This is a genomic window from Microcoleus sp. (genome assembly GCF_049646505.1).
In the GTDB taxonomy this organism is placed as follows: Bacteria; Cyanobacteriota; Cyanobacteriia; order Cyanobacteriales; family Microcoleaceae; genus Microcoleus.
Window position 1 is genome coordinate 1 of record NZ_JBARVX010000553.1, and the last position, 17,460, is coordinate 17,460.

A 17,460-nucleotide genomic window follows, 5' to 3' on the forward strand; every position below is an offset into this window, starting at 1 on the left:
TTGTTAAACAAAGATGGGAAAGGCAAAGGCATTTTCGGCCCGACGCGGGGATGCCAAATTACCCGGCTCAGAACTAGCAATGCTAGGAGATTGCAAACAAACATCACTACAGGCTTTTGCCAGTTTCCTGATGCTGTGTCAGCCATAGCCGATCCTACTACTGCCAGTAAGTTTGAGTTAATCATTGTTGATGCTCCTATTTTTCATAAACCATCCGAAGCGGATGAGATTTCTTGCCAAAAATGCAGTAGGGGCGATCGCATCTCAACAATCAATATCTGTTTTGCTCTCAATATTCACTGCCCAGCTAGCTCGCCCCACTCGCAATCATCAAATCTCAGCAATAAATCTTTTAATGCTATTCAAAAGTAACGAAAGATACAAGTTAACACGGTCGTACTCGCTGCCGTTTGTAGCTTTTAGCCTGTCTGGCAGTTGCAGCATTTACTCATACTGCCAGACAGGAAAGACAGCTCGTCATTAGCGAGCAATATAGGTAGGCAGAAAGTGAAGTATGTCGCGCAGAACACTATATCCAGCCATGTCCCACAGCAAATAAGCTAAGAAACCGATCATCGCTAAGCGGCCGTTCCAAAGTTCTGCTTGCGGGTTGAAGCCAAACAAAAAGGCATTGCGATCTTTGCCGTTGTAAGCATTAGTGGTTGTAGGTACGTTAGTAGGACGAGTTTCCATGTTTTTACATTCCTTAACAATGTTTCGCTTATCATAGTAGCGACCTAATTTTTAGTTTGCTATCTGTCTCTAGGCTCAAAATACACACAAGTCTAAAGGAGGATTCTGAAACACAAAAATATGTGTTAAATTCTGTTAAAATGTTTTTTTATCGCTCGCCTGTATCTGTAGATACAAAAGACAAGTACAAGTTGAGACTGCTGTTGTCAAAGGAAGCGTCTGATTGTAGGAATGGTAAATTTAAACTGCAAACCACAACACGATCGCCCTTGCGTTGAGTAAAATATAAGATCGACAGAGCGCAAGGGAGAAACAGTTATCGAAACCATCTACGGCAATCTTCAAGGTTTAAAGTCCAGCCAGCTCAAGCAACTCGAAAAGCTTTACCACCAGCGACTACCGGGCGATCGCATCACCACGGCAGAATTTGCCCAGCGCGTCGCCGCCATCAGCACCGAAATCGACAAACCAATCTGCACCTACATCAACCGTCGCGGACAAGTAATCCGCGTCGGCGTCGGTACGCCCCGCCAAACCCAAATTTCGCCCCTAGAATTGCCCCGCTACGGGGGAGGTCGCCTCAGCGGCATTCGCTGCATCGCCACCCACCTGAAGCCAGAAACCCCAAGCGAAGCAGCTCTCACAGCAATGACAATTCAGCGCCTCGATGCCCTGGTTTGGCTGACGCTGACCGGCGGAGGATTTCAGCGCCGCGGCGGCGGTGCGACAGGTTACATCCAAGAAACTTATCTCGTTCACCTGATACCTCAAGGAGACCGACCAAATTTTGAGTTTTCCGTGTTGAGCGCTCAGTTACAAAAATCTGCAACTGATGAAACTGATGAAACTGATGAAATAGAAGAGTCTTCAGTTCAAAACTCACCAATCAAAACTCAACACTTTCCCTGGACAATCTCAGAACCGCTGAGTTTGGACGACCTCGCAGACCAAGATTTTCAGGAGTTGGTGGAAGGACTCGAAGCAGAGTTTCAAGCTGAGTTTGTCGCCAAGCAGGTGGATGCAGACCAAGACAAAGTTCTGCTGGTGGGTGTAATGACTCAGCACATGACTCTGCTGGATTTTGAGGACGGACTCGCAGAAATCACGCGGCTGGTGGAAAGCGCCGGGGGTCAGGTGCTGCAAACAGTGCGTCAAAAACGATCGCGCCCCCATCCTCAGACAGTCGTTGGCGAAGGCAAAGTTCAAGAAATTGCTCTCACCGCTCAGACCGTTAGCGCTAACCTCGTGGTATTCGATCGCGACTTGTCACCGGCACAAATACGTAACTTAGAAACTCTTTTAGGTATCCGCGTAGTCGATCGCACAGAGGTAATTCTCGATATCTTTGCCCAAAGAGCGCGATCGAGCGAAGGTAAATTGCAAGTCGAACTCGCTCAGCTACAATACACCCTTCCCCGGCTCAGAGGGATCGGTCAGGCAATGTCAAAACAGGGCGGGGGCATCGGTACCAGAGGCCCTGGGGAAACTAAACTCGAAACGGAACGGCGGACGATCGCCAAACGCATTACTCGATTGCAGCAAGAAGTAAATCAACTGCTCGCCCACCGCTTCCGGCTGCGACAGAACCGGCACCACCACGATGTACCCTCAGTTGCGATCGTCGGCTACACAAACGCCGGTAAATCGACTCTGCTCAACCTGCTCACCAATTCCGAGGTTTACGCCGCCGACCAATTATTTGCCACCCTCGACCCTACCACCCGACGGTTGAGAATTCCTGACGGCGGAGGCGGGGAACCTTTGTCGATCGTCCTCACAGATACAGTGGGCTTTATCCGCGAACTGCCCCCCTCCTTGATCGACGCTTTTCGGGCTACCCTCGAAGAAGTCACAGACGCCGATGCTTTGCTGCACCTGGTGGATCTCTCCCATCCCGCATGGCAGAGCCAAATTCGATCGGTCATGAATATTTTGACAGATATGCCCGTAACTCCCGGACCGGCTCTTGTAGCTTTTAACAAAATAGACGCTGTAGATGGAGATACTCTCGCCCTCGCCCGAGAAGAGTTTCCTCAAGCCGTATTTATTTCGGCTGCCAAAGGTCTCGGCATGGAAACTCTCCGCGATCGACTAGCGCAACTCATTGAATACGCCCTCTACCCTCGGTAAATACTTAAACATTGCCCTTAAGTAGTTGACATTCGGGAATATACGTACATATACTGAGGACAGTAATTGCCGAAGCATGAGACTATAAAAGAGTAGTCAGATTGTGCATTGCCAAATACGATAAAGTAGAGCCTGTTTGCGATCGGTTAAATACTTAATTTCAGGAGGCAGCGGTACTGGTAAAAACATTCTTTGTTAATGGCTGTAACGGCTGCTGGTTGAGAGGTTGCCAAAAAATGTTGCTTCACTCGGTGCAAAGCACTAAGTATTAACCTAGTTCTAACGGCGAGGTTCGCGACGGTCAGGTGAAAGAGAATAAGATGATTAAAGTGTTTGGGCGCTCTCCTCAGGCGCTATACTATACTTGACAGGCGCCCGCGAGAGAAAACATCCATTGATTGCAAGAACTCTAAAATCCTTGCCCGCAGCGCTCATCTCTAGCACTATTTCTAATTTCCGATTTTACCATTTTTTAACTAAATAGTTATGTGTACGCCACTGGCAAAATTAGCAATAGGACTCTCTGCCACAATGGCAACAGGGCTCTACTATCTAGCTGCCGCTCCTCCGGCGGGTGCAGCGGTCGATGTGTGCGGGCCCGGAAACTTTTCAAGTGCCTGCGTCCCTAACAATTCCGCCAGCCCGAAATCACCAACCTCATCAACAGAATCCCTGCGAGCTCCCGCACAGACATCACCAGCAGCCGTACCAGAGCCGGTACCGCAATTGCCGGTAGTCCAATCGCCAACACCAGAGCCGATACCGCAATTGCCGATAGTCCAATCGCCAACACCAGAGCCGGTAGTCGAATCGCCAGCACCAACACCAGACCTGGTACCGCTATTGCCCGAAATCAATGTACCTGCGGCCGCGAGTCCAAACCCGATCGCGCCAGTGCCAGTGCCAGTGCCAGCGCCAGCGCCAGCGCCGCCACCGACTTTTCAAAACATCTACACAAACACCACTACAAACCCCAGAGCAACATCTATCCCAGAACCGGGTACTGTTGCAGCACTCCTGGCGACAGGCGCAGGAATCATCTGTTCCGGCAAAAAACGAAACAAGCAGGTCGGTCAGCCGCGGTAGGCAGGCCGATCGCCGTGCTGCTTGTTTTCACACACACTCTCCGTTTCGGGAAAAGCGGGTATTTTTTTATTTTTAAGTAAAGTTAAAAAAACTGTATAAATAATCAATTGACAGCTTGCGGGCTGCAACTATATAAAAATTAAAATAAGATTGGTTAAGATTACAATAAAAAAATATTGTTATTGTTTGAGCGCCCGATGACCCCTAAAGTAGAAATTTACACTTGGAGAACCTGCCCGTTTTGCATTCGTGCCAAAGCACTGCTGAAACGAAAAGGCGTAGACTTTACAGAGTACGCGATCGATGGAGATGCAGCAGCACGCGATCGAATGACCGATCGAGCCAACGGAGGCCGCACCCTGCCCCAAATATTCATTAACGACCAACACGTAGGCGGCTGCGACGAAATCCACGCACTCGAAGCTCAAGGCCAACTCGACCCGCTGCTGGCCAAATAAAAATTAGTCGAGTTCGCTTGTCAAATTTTCCTCAGACCAATTCATAAGTGCCAACTGACAATGAAATTTGCATTCATCATCGATCCCCTCGCGCGACTAATTCCAGGACACGATACCAGCGTAGCGCTGATGGAAGCAGCTCAAGAGTTGGGTCACGAAGTTTGGACGACTCAAGCCAACGAATTAAGCGTCATCGACGGCAAAACCTGGGCCACCCTCAACCGGGTAGCGCTAACCCCTGTAAAAATCGTAGAGGGACGCTGGGAAGCGGCTCAGGTGTGGTACGAAGTAGAACAGCCTACTTTCGGGCCTCTCGAAGCAATGGACGCAGTATTTATGCGGACAGACCCCCCTGTCAACATTCCTTACCTTTACGCTACTTACCTTCTAGACGGCATCGATCCCGCAAAAACTTTGGTAGTTAACAGCCCCAAAGGATTGCGGGCGGCGAATGAAAAGATGTATGCTTTGCAATTTGAGGGAGCGATCCCCGAAACAATTGTTTCTCAAAACAAGCAAGTAATTCGGGAATTTGTTGAGAAAAAAGGAGCGGCAGTTCTCAAACCATTAGGCGGGAAAGCTGGCGAAGGGATTTTGTTCTTGGAGGCGGGCGATCGCAATCTCAACTCCCTAGTCGAAATCAGCACTCAACAAGGGCAAATCCCAGTGATGATTCAGACATATCTGCCGGAAGCAAAAGACGGAGATAAACGAATAATCCTCTTAAACGGCAAGCCCATCGGCGCTGTCAACCGCATTCCCACCGGCAACGAATTTCGCGGCAACATGGCCGTCGGCGGTCGAGTCGCAAAAACTGAAATTACCGATCGCGAACTGGAAATTTGCACTCAGTTAGCACCGGTGCTGCAACGGGACGGACTGTACTTTGTCGGCATTGATATCATCGGCGGTTATCTCACGGAAGTTAATGTCACCAGCCCTACAGGGATCAGAGAAATTGACTTGTTTAATGGCGTTAGTTTGGGCAAACAAGTAATTGAATGGGTAGTTAGTCAGTAGTCAGTAGTCATTAGTCATCAGTCATTAGTTATTAGTTATTAGTTATTGGTTATTGGTTGTGGGTTATTGGTTATTGGTTATTGGTTATTGGTTATTGGTTATTGGTTATTGGTTACTTGCTACGAATTCCCAATTGCCAATTCTCAATTCCTAATAACAACTAACAACTAACAACTAACAACTAACAGCTAACAGCTAACAGCCAACACTCAACACTCAACAGCCAACAGTCAACAGTTACCAATTATTAAATTATGTCAAAAATAGGCGTTGCAGTAGTCGGTACGGGTTTCGGTCAAAAAGTGCACCTTCCCGGATTCCAGGCACACCACCGGACAGAGGTTGTGGCTGTTTACCACCGGGATTTAGACAAAGCAAAGGATCTCGCCAGCACCCACAACATCCCCTATGCTTGCAACTCGATCGCCGATATAGCAGCCATCCCAGAAGTAGCAGGAGTCAGCATTTCCACCCCGCCATTTTTGCATTTTGAAATGGCAAAAACCGTCTTGCAAGCAGGCAAACACTTATTATTAGAAAAACCCACAGCCCTGACAGCTTATGAAGCCAGGGAACTTTACCGATTAGCAAACAGCGAATCTCAAACCGATTTTAACAACAGCGGTTCGAGAGCAATTGCCACAATGGACTTTGAGTTTCGCTTCATCCCCGCATGGCAAATGCTAGCAGAATTATTAGCAGCAGGATATGTCGGAGAAAAGCGTTTAATTAAAATTGATTGGTTGGTGTCTGGGCGCGCTGATGCTGCTCGCCCTTGGAATTGGTACGCCCAAAAAGAGCGGGGCGGCGGAGTTTTGGGCGCGACAGGTTCCCACGTTTTTGATTATCTTAGCTGGCTGTTCGGCCCCGTGCAGAGGCTTTGCGGGCAATTGATTACAGGAATTTCGGCGCGGCCAGATCCGAACGATGCGGGAAATTTAAAACCTGTTGATGCTGATGATTCTTGCACGTTGATGTTGGAATTGGCCGGGGGAACGCCTTGTCAAATTTGTTTGAGTTCGGTTACTTATCAAGGGCGGGGACATTGGGTCGAAATTTACGGGAGCAAGGGTACTTTGGTGTTGGGAAGCGACAACCAGCAGGATTACGTCCACGGATTTCGTTTGTGGGGTTCCCAAGCTGGAGAACCTTTAGCTGAAATTAAGATTCCTCAAAGATTGGAGTTTCCTCAAGTTTATCCAGACGGGAGAATTGCACCGTTTGTTCGAGTAGTGGATAGGTGGGTAGAAGCAATAGATGCGAGGAAATCTTTGATACCCTCGCTCAAAGAAGGAGTTTACTCGCAGTTGTTGATGGATTTGACTCAGGAGTCAAATGCTACGGGAACTTGGGTGGATGTACCGAATTTAGATAAATTTTTGGGCAGTAGGTAAAATTAAAAACCTATCATGTAATCTCTCGCACTCGATCGCGCCCCAAACCCGATAAACTACGAATAGATAAACTAGATTACCCCTTATATCCAGAGTCGTAAGATGGCGCGCCCTGAAAGTCCTTGCCTCAGTATAGCGATCGCTCGCCTGAGAACCGCTGGGGCAAACCATTTTGCCACCTGGGTTCTACAAGCTCCCTATCCCAGCGGGTACGTTCACCACGACTGTATGTGGCCCGATACCCTGTCCCAATCCTGGAAAGCTTGGCAGGAAATGTTTTCTCCGTCGGGGACAATTCACGAATTGTCCCTCAATCCTGATGGCAGTTTCGTCTCGCCGGAAAACAACCAGAATATACTGGCAGAAACTCAAAAACGAACCCCTAAGTCGCTACACCTACCTCCAACGAAGCCCTCTGTGCCGCTGGGCCTCAGTCAAGGGGGGTGGGACGACAGGGGCGATCCGAACCCGCCTCCGCCACCGGCAAGCTACAGCAGCCGCCTGATGCAGCACTTGGGGATCGATCTTTGGCAGTGGCTGTTTGAAGGGCCGATTCAGGGCAGTCTGCAGGAAAGTAAAGGTATCGCGATCGGGCAAAATCTACCGCTGCGAGTTCGCATAGATTTGCGCGAACCCTATTTAATTGCTTTGCCTTGGGAAATTATGCAGCCTCAAGCCGGTCAACCGGCAATTTCTCTGTCGCAGCAACTGCTTTTCAGCCGCACTACCAGCAATGTCGAGCCTTTGCCGCCCCTGCGTCCTGCCGAGTCGCTGAACATTTTGCTAGTTTTGGGACAAGCAGAACCAGGGCGCGGTGCTAATTCAGAATTTTCTAGGGGAAATAACCGCCATTTGCAGTTGGAAGCAGAAGCATTTGCTCTCGCTGGCGTTCTAGAAAGTGCTTTTCAAACCGACGACAGCGGCAAATACTTCGACACCAGCGTTCCGACTCGCGTCGATACTTTGATCGAACCTACTCCGGCGGAACTAATTTCTCGGCTGGAAACGCAAGCTTACAACATTCTGTTCTACGCCGGTCACGGGATACCGGGACCCGATGGCGGGTTGCTGTTTTTGGGGTCGGAAACGGCGATTAACGGTACTGAACTGGCTCAGGTTTTAGTTCGGTGCCGCGTGACGCTGGCGGTGTTTAATGCCTGTTGGGGAGCTCAGCCGGCGGTGGAGAGGCTGCACTCCAATAACGGCCAGCAACAGGCGATCGCCCGCAGCAGTTTGGCTGAGGTGCTGATCCATCACGGGGTGCCGGCGGTGCTGGGGATGCGGGACTCGATCGCCGATCGCGAGGCCTTGAGTTTTATCCAAACTTTTGCTCGAGCTTTGGCCGGGCGGATGTCGGTCGATCGGGCCGTCGCCGTCGCCAGACAGCAGCTACTGACGCTTTACAAGTTCAATCAACCGGCTTGGACGCTGCCGGTGCTGTATATGCACCCAGAGTTTGACGGTGAACTGACTGAGCCGGTAGATGACCTGAAAACGGAATTACCTCTAAATTCTTCTACTTGGCTGGGACGCTTGCCTTCTTGTGCTTACTTGCGGGGGCGCGATCGACCAAATGTCAAATCCACCGAATCGAGCAATCAGGTTTGGCCGATTCGCACCGGGATGGTTCGAGTCGGACGCTGGGAAGAAAACGACGTAGTGATTCGAGAACAGTGGGTTTCTCAGAAACACGCCGAGATTTTCTGCCGCAACACTATCGGAGATAGCCGGGAAGAACCTAGCTACTTTTTGCGCGATTTTTCTCGTTACGGGACTTTAGTTTTGGGTTCTGAGGGATGGGTGAGAGTTCACCACCAAGAACTGCTGTTGCAATCGGGCACTCAGCTAAAATTTGGCAGTTCTCAAGGTCAGATTTTTGAGTTCACTATTGAGGTTCCAAAAACTTCGGGCTACAGTGAGACTGATTGCGGAACCAATTAAGGTGCGGGTGTAGCTAATGAAGGCGATGGAAACAGCAAACTTCTGGGCGTTAAGTCGCAAGTCTGAAGTTAAAAGAGTTACTCGCCGCAGGCCGCTCGCAACTCTCACTTAGCAAAGTCCACCTTCTGTATTTTCCTTGAAGCACTTAGGTATTACATCATGGCTACCCAATCTCCCGATTCTCAATATTTTCGCGACTCGCGATCGAGGGCCGAAATGGAACTGCTCGCCACAATTGTTCAGACTGATGTTGCTTATCCGTGGAATCCGGCACAGCTTGAATCAGAATCTTATTTGGCGGATTTAGAGCAGGAATTTTCACTGTCTGATTCTTTCAGCGACAGCGATATTGCCCAGAAGTCGGGAGTTTTATTCGCGCAATTAGAAAAAGTTTGGCTCTCTAGCGCCCTGCAAAAGTCTTTGGGCGAGAAATTTGCTGGCGTTCCTGAAGATTTTTTGACCCGCATCGCTCAAGGCGTCCAAAATGCTACTGTTAAATATCAATCTTTAGCCGACCAAATGGTAGAGTGCGTGTTAAATATTTTGCCTCAGTGGGCTGAGGAAGATTTGCAGGTGTTGGCGCGTCCTTTGGCTTATGCCATGCGAGAGGGCGATCCGTCCGGGGTGGAAGCGGTTGTGGAGACTAAAAGACCTTGGGCGCAATTGTCGGAAATAGAACAGGCGAGAGTTGGTTTGACTGTCGCCCGGTATGCAATCTCGCAGTTAGAAATTTCTGATTAGTTTTTTCACGGTTGGGTTTTTATGCTGCGATCGCGGTAATTTTAAAAATTAATATAAAATTAATCTACCTTGAGTTAGATGTGAAGTTCGTGTAATTGTTAAACCCGCAGGATTGCTATAGTTTGATATAGCAATCCTGTTTGATTTGTAGACTTGATAATTTTGAAAATTGGTATTATATCGTTTCCGGTTGCATCGGAATGATTTAACCGCAGAGAACACAGAGTACACAGAGTCCGAGAATATATATCTGAATCATTCCGATGAAGAGAGGATTTGATATTACAAGATTGTCTGACAAAAGAAGTGCTGGGTTTGTTTAGAGCATATCTTCAATATTCCAGGTGCGTCGCTATGGGATTGTCGATTGACAACGATAAGATTGGTTCGCAGTACCGTTTTTTATGGTAATCGACCGGACATTATATTAGAAATTTTTCATGTATCCGCACCCTACGACTAGAAATGAATTTTATTGCAGTTGTTCGATCGCCCACAATCTAAAGGATCTGTTGCTATACTTGGCCAGGATTGGACTTGCCGAGCAGTTTGCCACCAGCGGGCCAGTGAATTATCATTAAATTGTCAGAATGTTAAAAAATGTAAATTATAGTTAAGTGGGGTGTGTCAGCATTTTCAACGGGATTAAGAAGTGGACAGCAGAAAACCGTGACTTTTGCAGGCACGATCGGGAATTTTACATTATATGACAACTTCAAGATTTGACCTTCAAGACTTGAAACACCGCTTTTGGCGGATTTCGCGAATGCCGGCGGCAACCCTAGTCGTTTTGGGGGCGGTGGCTTTCGCAGGCGCGATCGCCGGAGCCTGGTTTGCCCGTGAAGGCACGGTCAGCGGCATTTTTGCCACAATCGACACTTGGCAGCAAAACCCGCCTGTGTGGCTGCAAGTCCCCGCTGCGAGCAAGATGTATTTGTTAGTGCCTACTATCGTGCTCGTCTCGGCCGCTTTAGCTGCAATGAAAATTTCGCCTCAACCGCAGAAACGATCGCGGGCTGTGGTAGTTGCAATAGTTTTGGCTTTAACAATTCGCTACGTTTTGTGGCGATCGCTAGCCACCCTAAATTTAAGCGACCCCCTCAACGGTATATTTAGTTTAGGGCTGTTTTTCCTAGAAATGTTAATGGTTTTCACCAGCAGCATTCAACTGTATTTAATGCTGAGAGTCAAAGATAGGTGCCGAGAAGCCGATCGCATGGCCGTTGCAGTTGCAGAGGGGAAATTTGCCCCAACAGTCGATATTTTGATTCCAACTTACAACGAACCAATTTTTATTTTGCGGCGCACAGTCATCGGCTGTCAAGCTTTAGATTATCCCAACAAAAAAGTATATTTGCTCGACGATACCAAGCGCCCCGAAATCAAATTGCTGGCAAAAAAACTGGGATGCGAGTATATAACCAGACCCGATAATCTGCACGCCAAAGCAGGAAACATCAATCACGCCACATCCCTAACAGATGGAGAATTAATTGTTGTTTTCGATGCCGACTTTATCCCCACTAAAAACTTTTTAACCCGAACAGCAGGCTTTTTTCAGAATCCCGAAATCGCCCTCGTTCAAACACCGCAAAGCTTTTACAACCACGATCCCATCGCCCGCAACTTAGGTTTAGAAAACGTGCTGGCCCCGGAAGAAGAAGTATTTTACAGGCAAATTGAAATAATCAAAGACAGCGCCGACAGCGTGATTTGTTGCGGTACATCTTTTGTGGTGAGGCGCAGCGCCCTACAAGCGGTGGGAGGCTTTGTCACAGATTCAGTCTGCGAAGATTACTTTACCGGAATTCGGCTCTCAGCAAGCGGCTATCGCTTAGTTTATTTAGATGAAAAATTGAGCGCTGGTTTGGCGGCTGAAAATATAGAGGCTCATCTAACCCAAAGGGTGCGCTGGGCGCGAGGTACGCTTCAGGCATTTTTTATTAATTCCAATCCTTTAACAATTCGCGGACTCAGATTCGTACAAAGGCTGTCTCATCTAGAAGGATTGCTGCACTGGTTTACCAGTTTAACCAGGGTTTTGTTTCTGTTGATGCCTTTAGCTTATTCGTTTTTGGGTATAATTCCTTTGCGGACAAATGCGCGGGAATTGCTGTATTTTTTCCTACCTTACTATTTGGTGCAAGTTACGGTGTTTTCTTGGCTGAACCGCAGATCGCGATCGGCTTTGCTTTCGGATGTATACTCGTTTGTTCAGTGTATTCCTTTAGCAGTAACGGTGGTGAGTGCCATGCTCAATCCTTTTGATAAAGGGTTTAAGGTGACACCGAAGGGAATAGCGAGCGATCGCTTTAGTTTTAACTGGAAGTTGGGATGGCCTTTGATTGTTTTGTTCGCCGCCACAGCATTCAGTTTGTGGCACAATTTAAACATTCATTTAGTTAAAAACTTCGGCAGCTTACAGACTGTATCGGAAACTGCTGATTTGTTCAAAGGCGCGAGTTTGGGCTGGATTTGGAGCGTTTATAACCTGTTGATGCTGGGGATAGCGCTGCTGATTTTGGTGGATATTCCTAAGCCGGATATTTATGAATGGTTCAATTTGCGGAGGGTTGTACAATTGAATGTGGGCGGTGAAACTTTGTGGGGAATAACTACTGTAATTTCGGAAAGTGGCGCTGAAGTTGCTCTGACAAAGCGACCGAGTTTTGCGGTGAAAGGTAAAGAAGGTAATGAGAGTTTTACCGCAGCAGAAATGCTCCCCAAATATGCCGTTCAGACAAGTTTATCGCAGGGTAAAATAAGAGCGATCGCTCCCACAGCAGTTAAAGCGAGAAATTGGCTGGCGCCGCCTGTTCTAAAGTTGGACACTGAGGCTAGTTTGAGAGCATTTTTGATTGATTGCGAGTCGGTGACTCTGGAAATTATGGAAGAGAAATGTTTTATTCCTGTGGCTAAGATTGAGTTGATTGGCGATAAATCTCGGTTGGAGTCGAGTTTTCGGGATGCTGCTGGGTGCACTGTTGCGGAATTTCCGACTGTGCGAATTGCCTTCGATCGCCTGAGTGTTAGTCAGCGCCGCTGTTTGATCGAAATGCTGTACTGTCGCCCCGGCCAGTGGAAGCGGCAGGAAACTCCCGGAGAATGGCGATCGCTGTGGCTGTTGTTGAGAATTGCTTTGAAACCGAGGGCTGTTTTTGAGAGAAACAGATCGGTTAGAGCGATCGGGGTTTCGCAAGTTTAGATACAATTCGCTAGATTTATCGCACAATTTTTAGATTGATAAGTCAACCGCAGATGTAATACCATTTTGCAAAATAAGTGCTAGATAGAACCCCCCCAACCCCCCCGTATTAAGGGGGGGCTAGAACTTCATATATAGCAAGTATTTATTAAATTGGTATAAGGTAGATAAACGCAGATATTTTCAAGAGGATTTTTGATTTTTGAAATAGGTATTTTATGCCTTTTTCAATAAAATTTACAAAGCGGGTAGCGGCACAAAATCGTAACCGTAACTGCTGCGATTTCCGGGTTTGACAATTACTAACTGAACGGCTCGATTGCGATCGCCCGAAGGTAAAAATCGAATCGGGCCCGATGCTCCTGTTGCCGAAAAATCTGATGCTGATAAGGCTTGTTGAATGCCTGTACGAGTCGGATCGCGCTCTAAACCGACAATTAATGCTTTTGTCGCATCGTAGGCTAAAGCCGTGCGCCAACTCACTTCTGCATTCCAAAGTTGTTTGGATGTTTGGGGAAAATTTGACTGCGGATCTGCTAGAATATGCCAAGGAACAGCCAGCACCATACCTGTGGCTTCCGCGCCGCCGACTTGCAGTGTTTTAGCAGTATAAACGCTGTCTCCTGCTAGTAATGGCAGGCGTTGGGCGTTTACTTGCACTACTTGCAAAGCTTTGTCTAGCGTGGCTGTATCGGCTGCTAATACGATCGCTTCTGCTCCTTGGGCGATCGCGCTTTTAACACTATCGGCAGCATTAAAATTGCCCTTAGCCAAGTCAAATTCCGATACTATTTGTCCGCCATCTCCGTAAACTGCAGTCGTAAATTCATCTTTTAAAGATTTGCTGTAACTGCTGGCAGAATTAAAAAATATCACCGCTTTTTGCTTTTGCAATTTAGTCAGCATATAGCGGGAAAGAGCATTAGCTGCAAACCTATCGCTCGGTACTGTCCGAAATATATCGCTACCAATTCCTGAAAGCTGGACTGACGTGCTTGTCGGAGAAATTGCTACTAATTGATTTTGCTGGTAAATCTTGCTGGCTGCTAGGGTGGTGTCGGAACCAAAATGTCCGATTACTCCTAAAATTTCCGAGTTGTTTGCCAAGGCGCTGGCAATTTGCGAAGCAATTTCTGGGTTGTTGTCGTCGTTAGCAATTAGCACTTTTAATGGAGTACCGTTAATGCCGCCGCTTTGGTTGATTTCATTTTGAGCTTGAGCGACTCCCCGCAGAATTTCTTGAGCGGCATTGATATCGGCACCAATGGGAACCGCTGCGGCAATTGTGTAGGATTTTCGATCGCCGGTGCGGGCGTTGTTGAGGTAAATTAGTGCTTCTGGATCGTTGCGATTGGTTTTGAGCGAAGCTTGCAAATCGGAAATAGCTGCGTTATAGTTTCCAGATGCGATCGCCTGTATTGCTGCTTGTTTGGTTGTGGTTGCTCGATCGGAAATCAACAGTTTTTGTCCGGCACTCAGACGCTGCCCAATTGCTTGCTCTGACTGCGCGGAATTGCCCGTCTGGGACTTGGAAACTGTCGGATTTTGGGATGATGAACCTCCGAGATTGATGCCGCCGCGGCTTGTCAGCCACCAAATACCTGTGCCGGCTAGTCCGATCGTAATTAGGAGCGATAATGCTAAAACAGCGGTTTCGTTTTTTTGGGACATGGCTGCACAGTGTTATATTTTAGGTTTTAGATTCAAACGCTCAGCAAGAAGGCAGAAAGCAGGATACAACTGATATTTTATAATTTTTTTATGCTGTTTAGTTTTTTGCAAACACTTTTCAACTGGTTTTATCACAATTATTTCATCTTGTGTTTTTCTTAATTATATCTTTATTTTTCTGCACAACTCAGACAGCGGGGGAGTTGTCAGCGATCGAGGAGCGAGGTAAAAGATTAAAGTTTTTTGAAGTTTAGCAAAAATCCTGCAATCTTTTGTAATATAAACAGGAAAGTTGAAAAATATCTAAAGACAAACTAATTGGAGAAAAGAGTCGCTAAGGTAGTAAATATGACAGGTGGTCAGAGAAAAAGAGTGTTAAGCTCGGCTAAGCTGGGCCAAAACAAAACCGCAATATTTAATTAAGCTCGATCGATAGCAAAGGCTAAGGAAAAGTTCATGGCAAATTCAGTTTTAAATAAGCCAAACGCAGCAAAAGTCCAGTGGCAGCCAAAAGATATTATCCGCGGCCTAGTGTGGAAAATGGCGATCGCAACCTGGCTGTTGATGGCTGTAGGCAGCGCCACGCGCGTGATGAATGCGGGGCTCGCTTGCCCGGACTGGCCGCTGTGCTACGGTCAATTAATACCCGCAGCACAGATGAATTTGCAGGTATTTCTAGAGTGGTTTCACCGATTGGACGCAGCAGCAATTGGCTTAAGCGCGATCGCCCTTTTAGGACTCTCTGTGTTCTACCGCAGCCGACTGCCGAAATGGCTGCCGCCAGCCAGCGCCGGGGCAGTATTTTTAATAGTTTTTCAAGGCGTATTGGGCGGCTTGACTGTAACGCAACTGCTCAGATTTGACATCGTTACCGCTCATTTGGGAACCGCTTTACTGTTTTTTTGCAGCCTGCTGGCGATCGGTTTTATGCTGACACCCTACGAAGCTACAGGCAATACAGGCAAATTAGCATGGGTAAGTTCGATCGCGGCACTGTTAGTTTACCTGCAAAGCCTGCTAGGAGCATTAGTCGGCTCTAGATGGGCGCTGCATCAATGTTTGGGATCGTCAGAATTGTGTTCGGTAATGAACAGCCACATCGCCGGTATCGTACCAGCTACGGCCGCGACTTTAGCTGTAGCAGTCATGGCTTGGCGGCAGCCTGCACTGAATTCAAACTTGCGAAAATTAGGAAATTGGGCGAGTGTTTGTCTGATTGCTCAATTAGTTTTGGGATTGGCAACTTTCCGGCTGCACCTTCAGGTAGAACCGCTGACAGTCGCGCACCAAGCAGTCGGTGCAGCCTTGCTGGGAACCTTGGTAGCTTTTAGCATTTTAGCGTGGCGCGATCGGGTTTTATCAGCTTGAAATGGGCTGGTTGATTAATCGGCGGTTGAAACCGCAACTACACAAACAAAGTCCGCGCAACGCGAGACTAAGATGGGCGGGTTGATTAATCGTTTTACCTATAGCAAATATCTCTCGTAAAACCCGCCCCTAGGAACCAATGACAACTGACAATTAACAACTAACAACTAACAATTAATCACAATGCAAGAAGTTCTTACAAACAATAGTCCCCGCCTCCACGAAAACTTTTCGCAAGTCGCAAAAAGTTACTACCAACTCACAAAACCGAGAATTATATTGCTGCTGTTAATTACAACATCAGCAGGAATGTGGATGGCTGCGAAGGGAGAAGTAGACCCGCTATTGCTGGTATCAACTATTACCGGAGGCGCTTTGGCTTCCGCGTCGGCGAATACGATTAATTGCATCTACGACAGCGACATCGACTATATCATGGAGCGCACCCGGTGGCGGCCGATTCCTTCGGGGCGAGTCAAGAAGCGGGATGCTTTGATATTTGCGATCGTCCTAGCGACAATATCCTTTACATTACTAACAGTTGTCGCCAACTTATTAGCAGCTTTGCTAGCGATGTCTGGCATAGTTTTCTACGTCTTAATTTACACCCACTGGCTGAAGCGCCACAGCGTGCAAAACATCGTCATCGGCGGTGCTGCAGGGGCGATTCCTCCTTTAGTTGGGTGGGCTGCGGTGACAGGAGATTTGAGTTGGGGTGCGTGGCTGCTATTTGGGATTATATTCCTGTGGACACCGCCGCATTTTTGGGCTTTAGCAATGATGATTCGCGATGAATACGAGGGAGTAGGAGTACCGATGTTGCCGGTAATTGAGGGCGACGAAGAAACAGCCCGCCAAATTTGGATTTACACTTTATTGATGCTTCCTGCAACTTTGCTGCTAGTCTATCCGCTGAATTTAGCCGGCCCGGTGTATGCGGGTACTGCGATTTTCCTCGGTGCTATTTTTGCTCAAAAGGCTTGGTTGCTGTTGCAGACTCCAGAGGATAAGAACGTTGCGCGATCGCTCTTCAAATACTCTATTCTGTACCTGATGCTATTGTGCGCTGGAATCGTGGTTGATAGTTTGCCGGCGACTCACAATTTTACTGCTGCTGTTGTACAAAATGTGCAAACTTTGATTAGTGCAGTTGTGATGTAGTAATTAGTTAATTAGCAATTATTAAAATGAAACCCGCATCTTGCGGGTTTTGTTTATGGTAAAATAGTGGTAGTCATTCTCATATCTGCGTTAATCTGCGGTTAAAAAAAAGCTAATAAAAATTCCATAGAGGCGAACTGGCTATGAACTGGAAAGCATACATTCATTCAAATCCTAAAATTCTGCTTGGTAAGCCTGTAATTAAGGGAACACGAATATCTGTGGAGTTTATTCTAGGGTTATTTTCCGAAGGTTGGACTCAGCAACAAGTTCTAGAAAACTACCCAACGCTTAATCCTGAATCTATCCAAGCTGTGTTTGCTTTCGCTGCGGAATGCCTCAAAGAAGACGTATTTTACACGCCTTTACTGTTTGCTGAGGCAAGTTAGAATGACATTACACGAGTATGATGTTGTTGCCTTGATCGAAGAAATTCAAGCAATTCATAAAACAACTTCTCAGCCTATTTTGCTCCGACCCGGACAAGTTGGCACTATTCTGATGAGCTTTGACGATCGCGCTTATCTAGTAGATTTTGCCGATGCTCAAGGTAATACCTATGCAATGGAAACCGTTTCCTCAGAAAAACTCA

Annotated in this window: 16 protein-coding genes; 14 read left to right on the plus strand and 2 right to left on the minus strand. The window is 47.4% G+C overall.

Annotation, left to right across the window (positions count from 1 at the left end; translation table 11 throughout):
• A partial coding sequence (locus WBA89_RS26045; RefSeq protein WP_424410522.1) for a hypothetical protein occupies window positions 1-372 on the plus strand: 372 nt, incomplete at its 5' end.
• Window positions 373-480: 108 nt separating this feature from the next.
• On the opposite strand, the gene WBA89_RS26050 is transcribed toward WBA89_RS26045, so the two are convergent.
• Window positions 481-693 (minus strand): chlorophyll a/b-binding protein, encoded by a 213-nt coding sequence (locus tag WBA89_RS26050; RefSeq protein WP_194011372.1) that lies wholly within the window; start codon window positions 691-693, stop codon window positions 481-483.
• A gap of 471 nt (window positions 694-1,164) precedes the next feature.
• Here WBA89_RS26050 and hflX point away from each other — a divergent pair, with 471 nt between their 5' ends.
• From hflX to WBA89_RS26095, 9 genes are all read left to right on the plus strand, one after another.
• Window positions 1,165-2,823, plus strand: coding sequence for a GTPase HflX (gene hflX, locus WBA89_RS26055; RefSeq protein WP_424410538.1), 1,659 nt, complete (start codon window positions 1,165-1,167; stop codon window positions 2,821-2,823).
• Window positions 2,824-3,354: 531 nt separating this feature from the next.
• A complete protein-coding gene (locus WBA89_RS26060) occupies window positions 3,355-3,909 on the plus strand; it encodes a PEP-CTERM sorting domain-containing protein (RefSeq protein WP_424410524.1) in 555 nt (184 codons plus the stop codon).
• Between the two features lie 197 nt (window positions 3,910-4,106).
• Window positions 4,107-4,367 carry a glutaredoxin 3 gene (gene grxC / locus WBA89_RS26065; RefSeq protein ID WP_424410525.1) on the plus strand — a complete coding sequence of 87 codons (261 nt, stop codon included), beginning with the start codon at window positions 4,107-4,109 and terminating at the stop codon, window positions 4,365-4,367.
• Window positions 4,368-4,427: 60 nt separating this feature from the next.
• Entirely contained in the window at window positions 4,428-5,387 is a 960-nt protein-coding gene (gshB, locus tag WBA89_RS26070) for a glutathione synthase (protein ID WP_424410526.1), read from the plus strand.
• A gap of 37 nt (window positions 5,388-5,424) precedes the next feature.
• Complete coding sequence (locus WBA89_RS26075; RefSeq protein ID WP_424410540.1) at window positions 5,425-5,541, plus strand: D-galactonate transporter; 117 nt, start codon at window positions 5,425-5,427, stop codon at window positions 5,539-5,541.
• Between the two features lie 100 nt (window positions 5,542-5,641).
• A complete protein-coding gene (locus WBA89_RS26080) occupies window positions 5,642-6,781 on the plus strand; it encodes a Gfo/Idh/MocA family protein (RefSeq protein WP_424410527.1) in 1,140 nt (379 codons plus the stop codon).
• Between the two features lie 102 nt (window positions 6,782-6,883).
• Window positions 6,884-8,722: a CHAT domain-containing protein gene (locus WBA89_RS26085; protein WP_424410529.1), complete on the plus strand. Its 1,839-nt coding sequence runs from the start codon at window positions 6,884-6,886 to the stop codon at window positions 8,720-8,722.
• 159 nt (window positions 8,723-8,881) lie between these two features.
• Window positions 8,882-9,463, plus strand: a complete 582-nt coding sequence (locus WBA89_RS26090) for a hypothetical protein (protein ID WP_424410530.1) — start codon at window positions 8,882-8,884, stop codon at window positions 9,461-9,463.
• A gap of 706 nt (window positions 9,464-10,169) precedes the next feature.
• Window positions 10,170-12,668: a glycosyltransferase family 2 protein gene (locus WBA89_RS26095; protein WP_424410532.1), complete on the plus strand. Its 2,499-nt coding sequence runs from the start codon at window positions 10,170-10,172 to the stop codon at window positions 12,666-12,668.
• Window positions 12,669-12,905: 237 nt separating this feature from the next.
• Here WBA89_RS26095 and WBA89_RS26100 read toward each other — a convergent pair whose 3' ends face one another.
• Entirely contained in the window at window positions 12,906-14,339 is a 1,434-nt protein-coding gene (locus WBA89_RS26100; RefSeq protein WP_424410533.1) for an ABC transporter substrate-binding protein, read from the minus strand.
• A 456-nt stretch (window positions 14,340-14,795) separates the two neighbouring features.
• On the opposite strand from WBA89_RS26100, the gene WBA89_RS26105 reads away from it, so the two are divergent.
• The 4 genes from WBA89_RS26105 to WBA89_RS26120 all read left to right on the plus strand — a co-directional run.
• Window positions 14,796-15,707 (plus strand): COX15/CtaA family protein, encoded by a 912-nt coding sequence (locus tag WBA89_RS26105; protein WP_424410534.1) that lies wholly within the window; start codon window positions 14,796-14,798, stop codon window positions 15,705-15,707.
• A 183-nt stretch (window positions 15,708-15,890) separates the two neighbouring features.
• Window positions 15,891-16,868, plus strand: coding sequence for a heme o synthase (locus WBA89_RS26110; RefSeq protein ID WP_424410535.1), 978 nt, complete (start codon window positions 15,891-15,893; stop codon window positions 16,866-16,868).
• A 143-nt stretch (window positions 16,869-17,011) separates the two neighbouring features.
• Complete coding sequence (locus WBA89_RS26115) at window positions 17,012-17,257, plus strand: DUF433 domain-containing protein (RefSeq protein ID WP_106147687.1); 246 nt, start codon at window positions 17,012-17,014, stop codon at window positions 17,255-17,257.
• Between the two features lies 1 nt (window position 17,258).
• The coding region (locus WBA89_RS26120) for a DUF4926 domain-containing protein (protein ID WP_424410536.1) at window positions 17,259-17,460 on the plus strand (202 nt) is incomplete at its 3' end.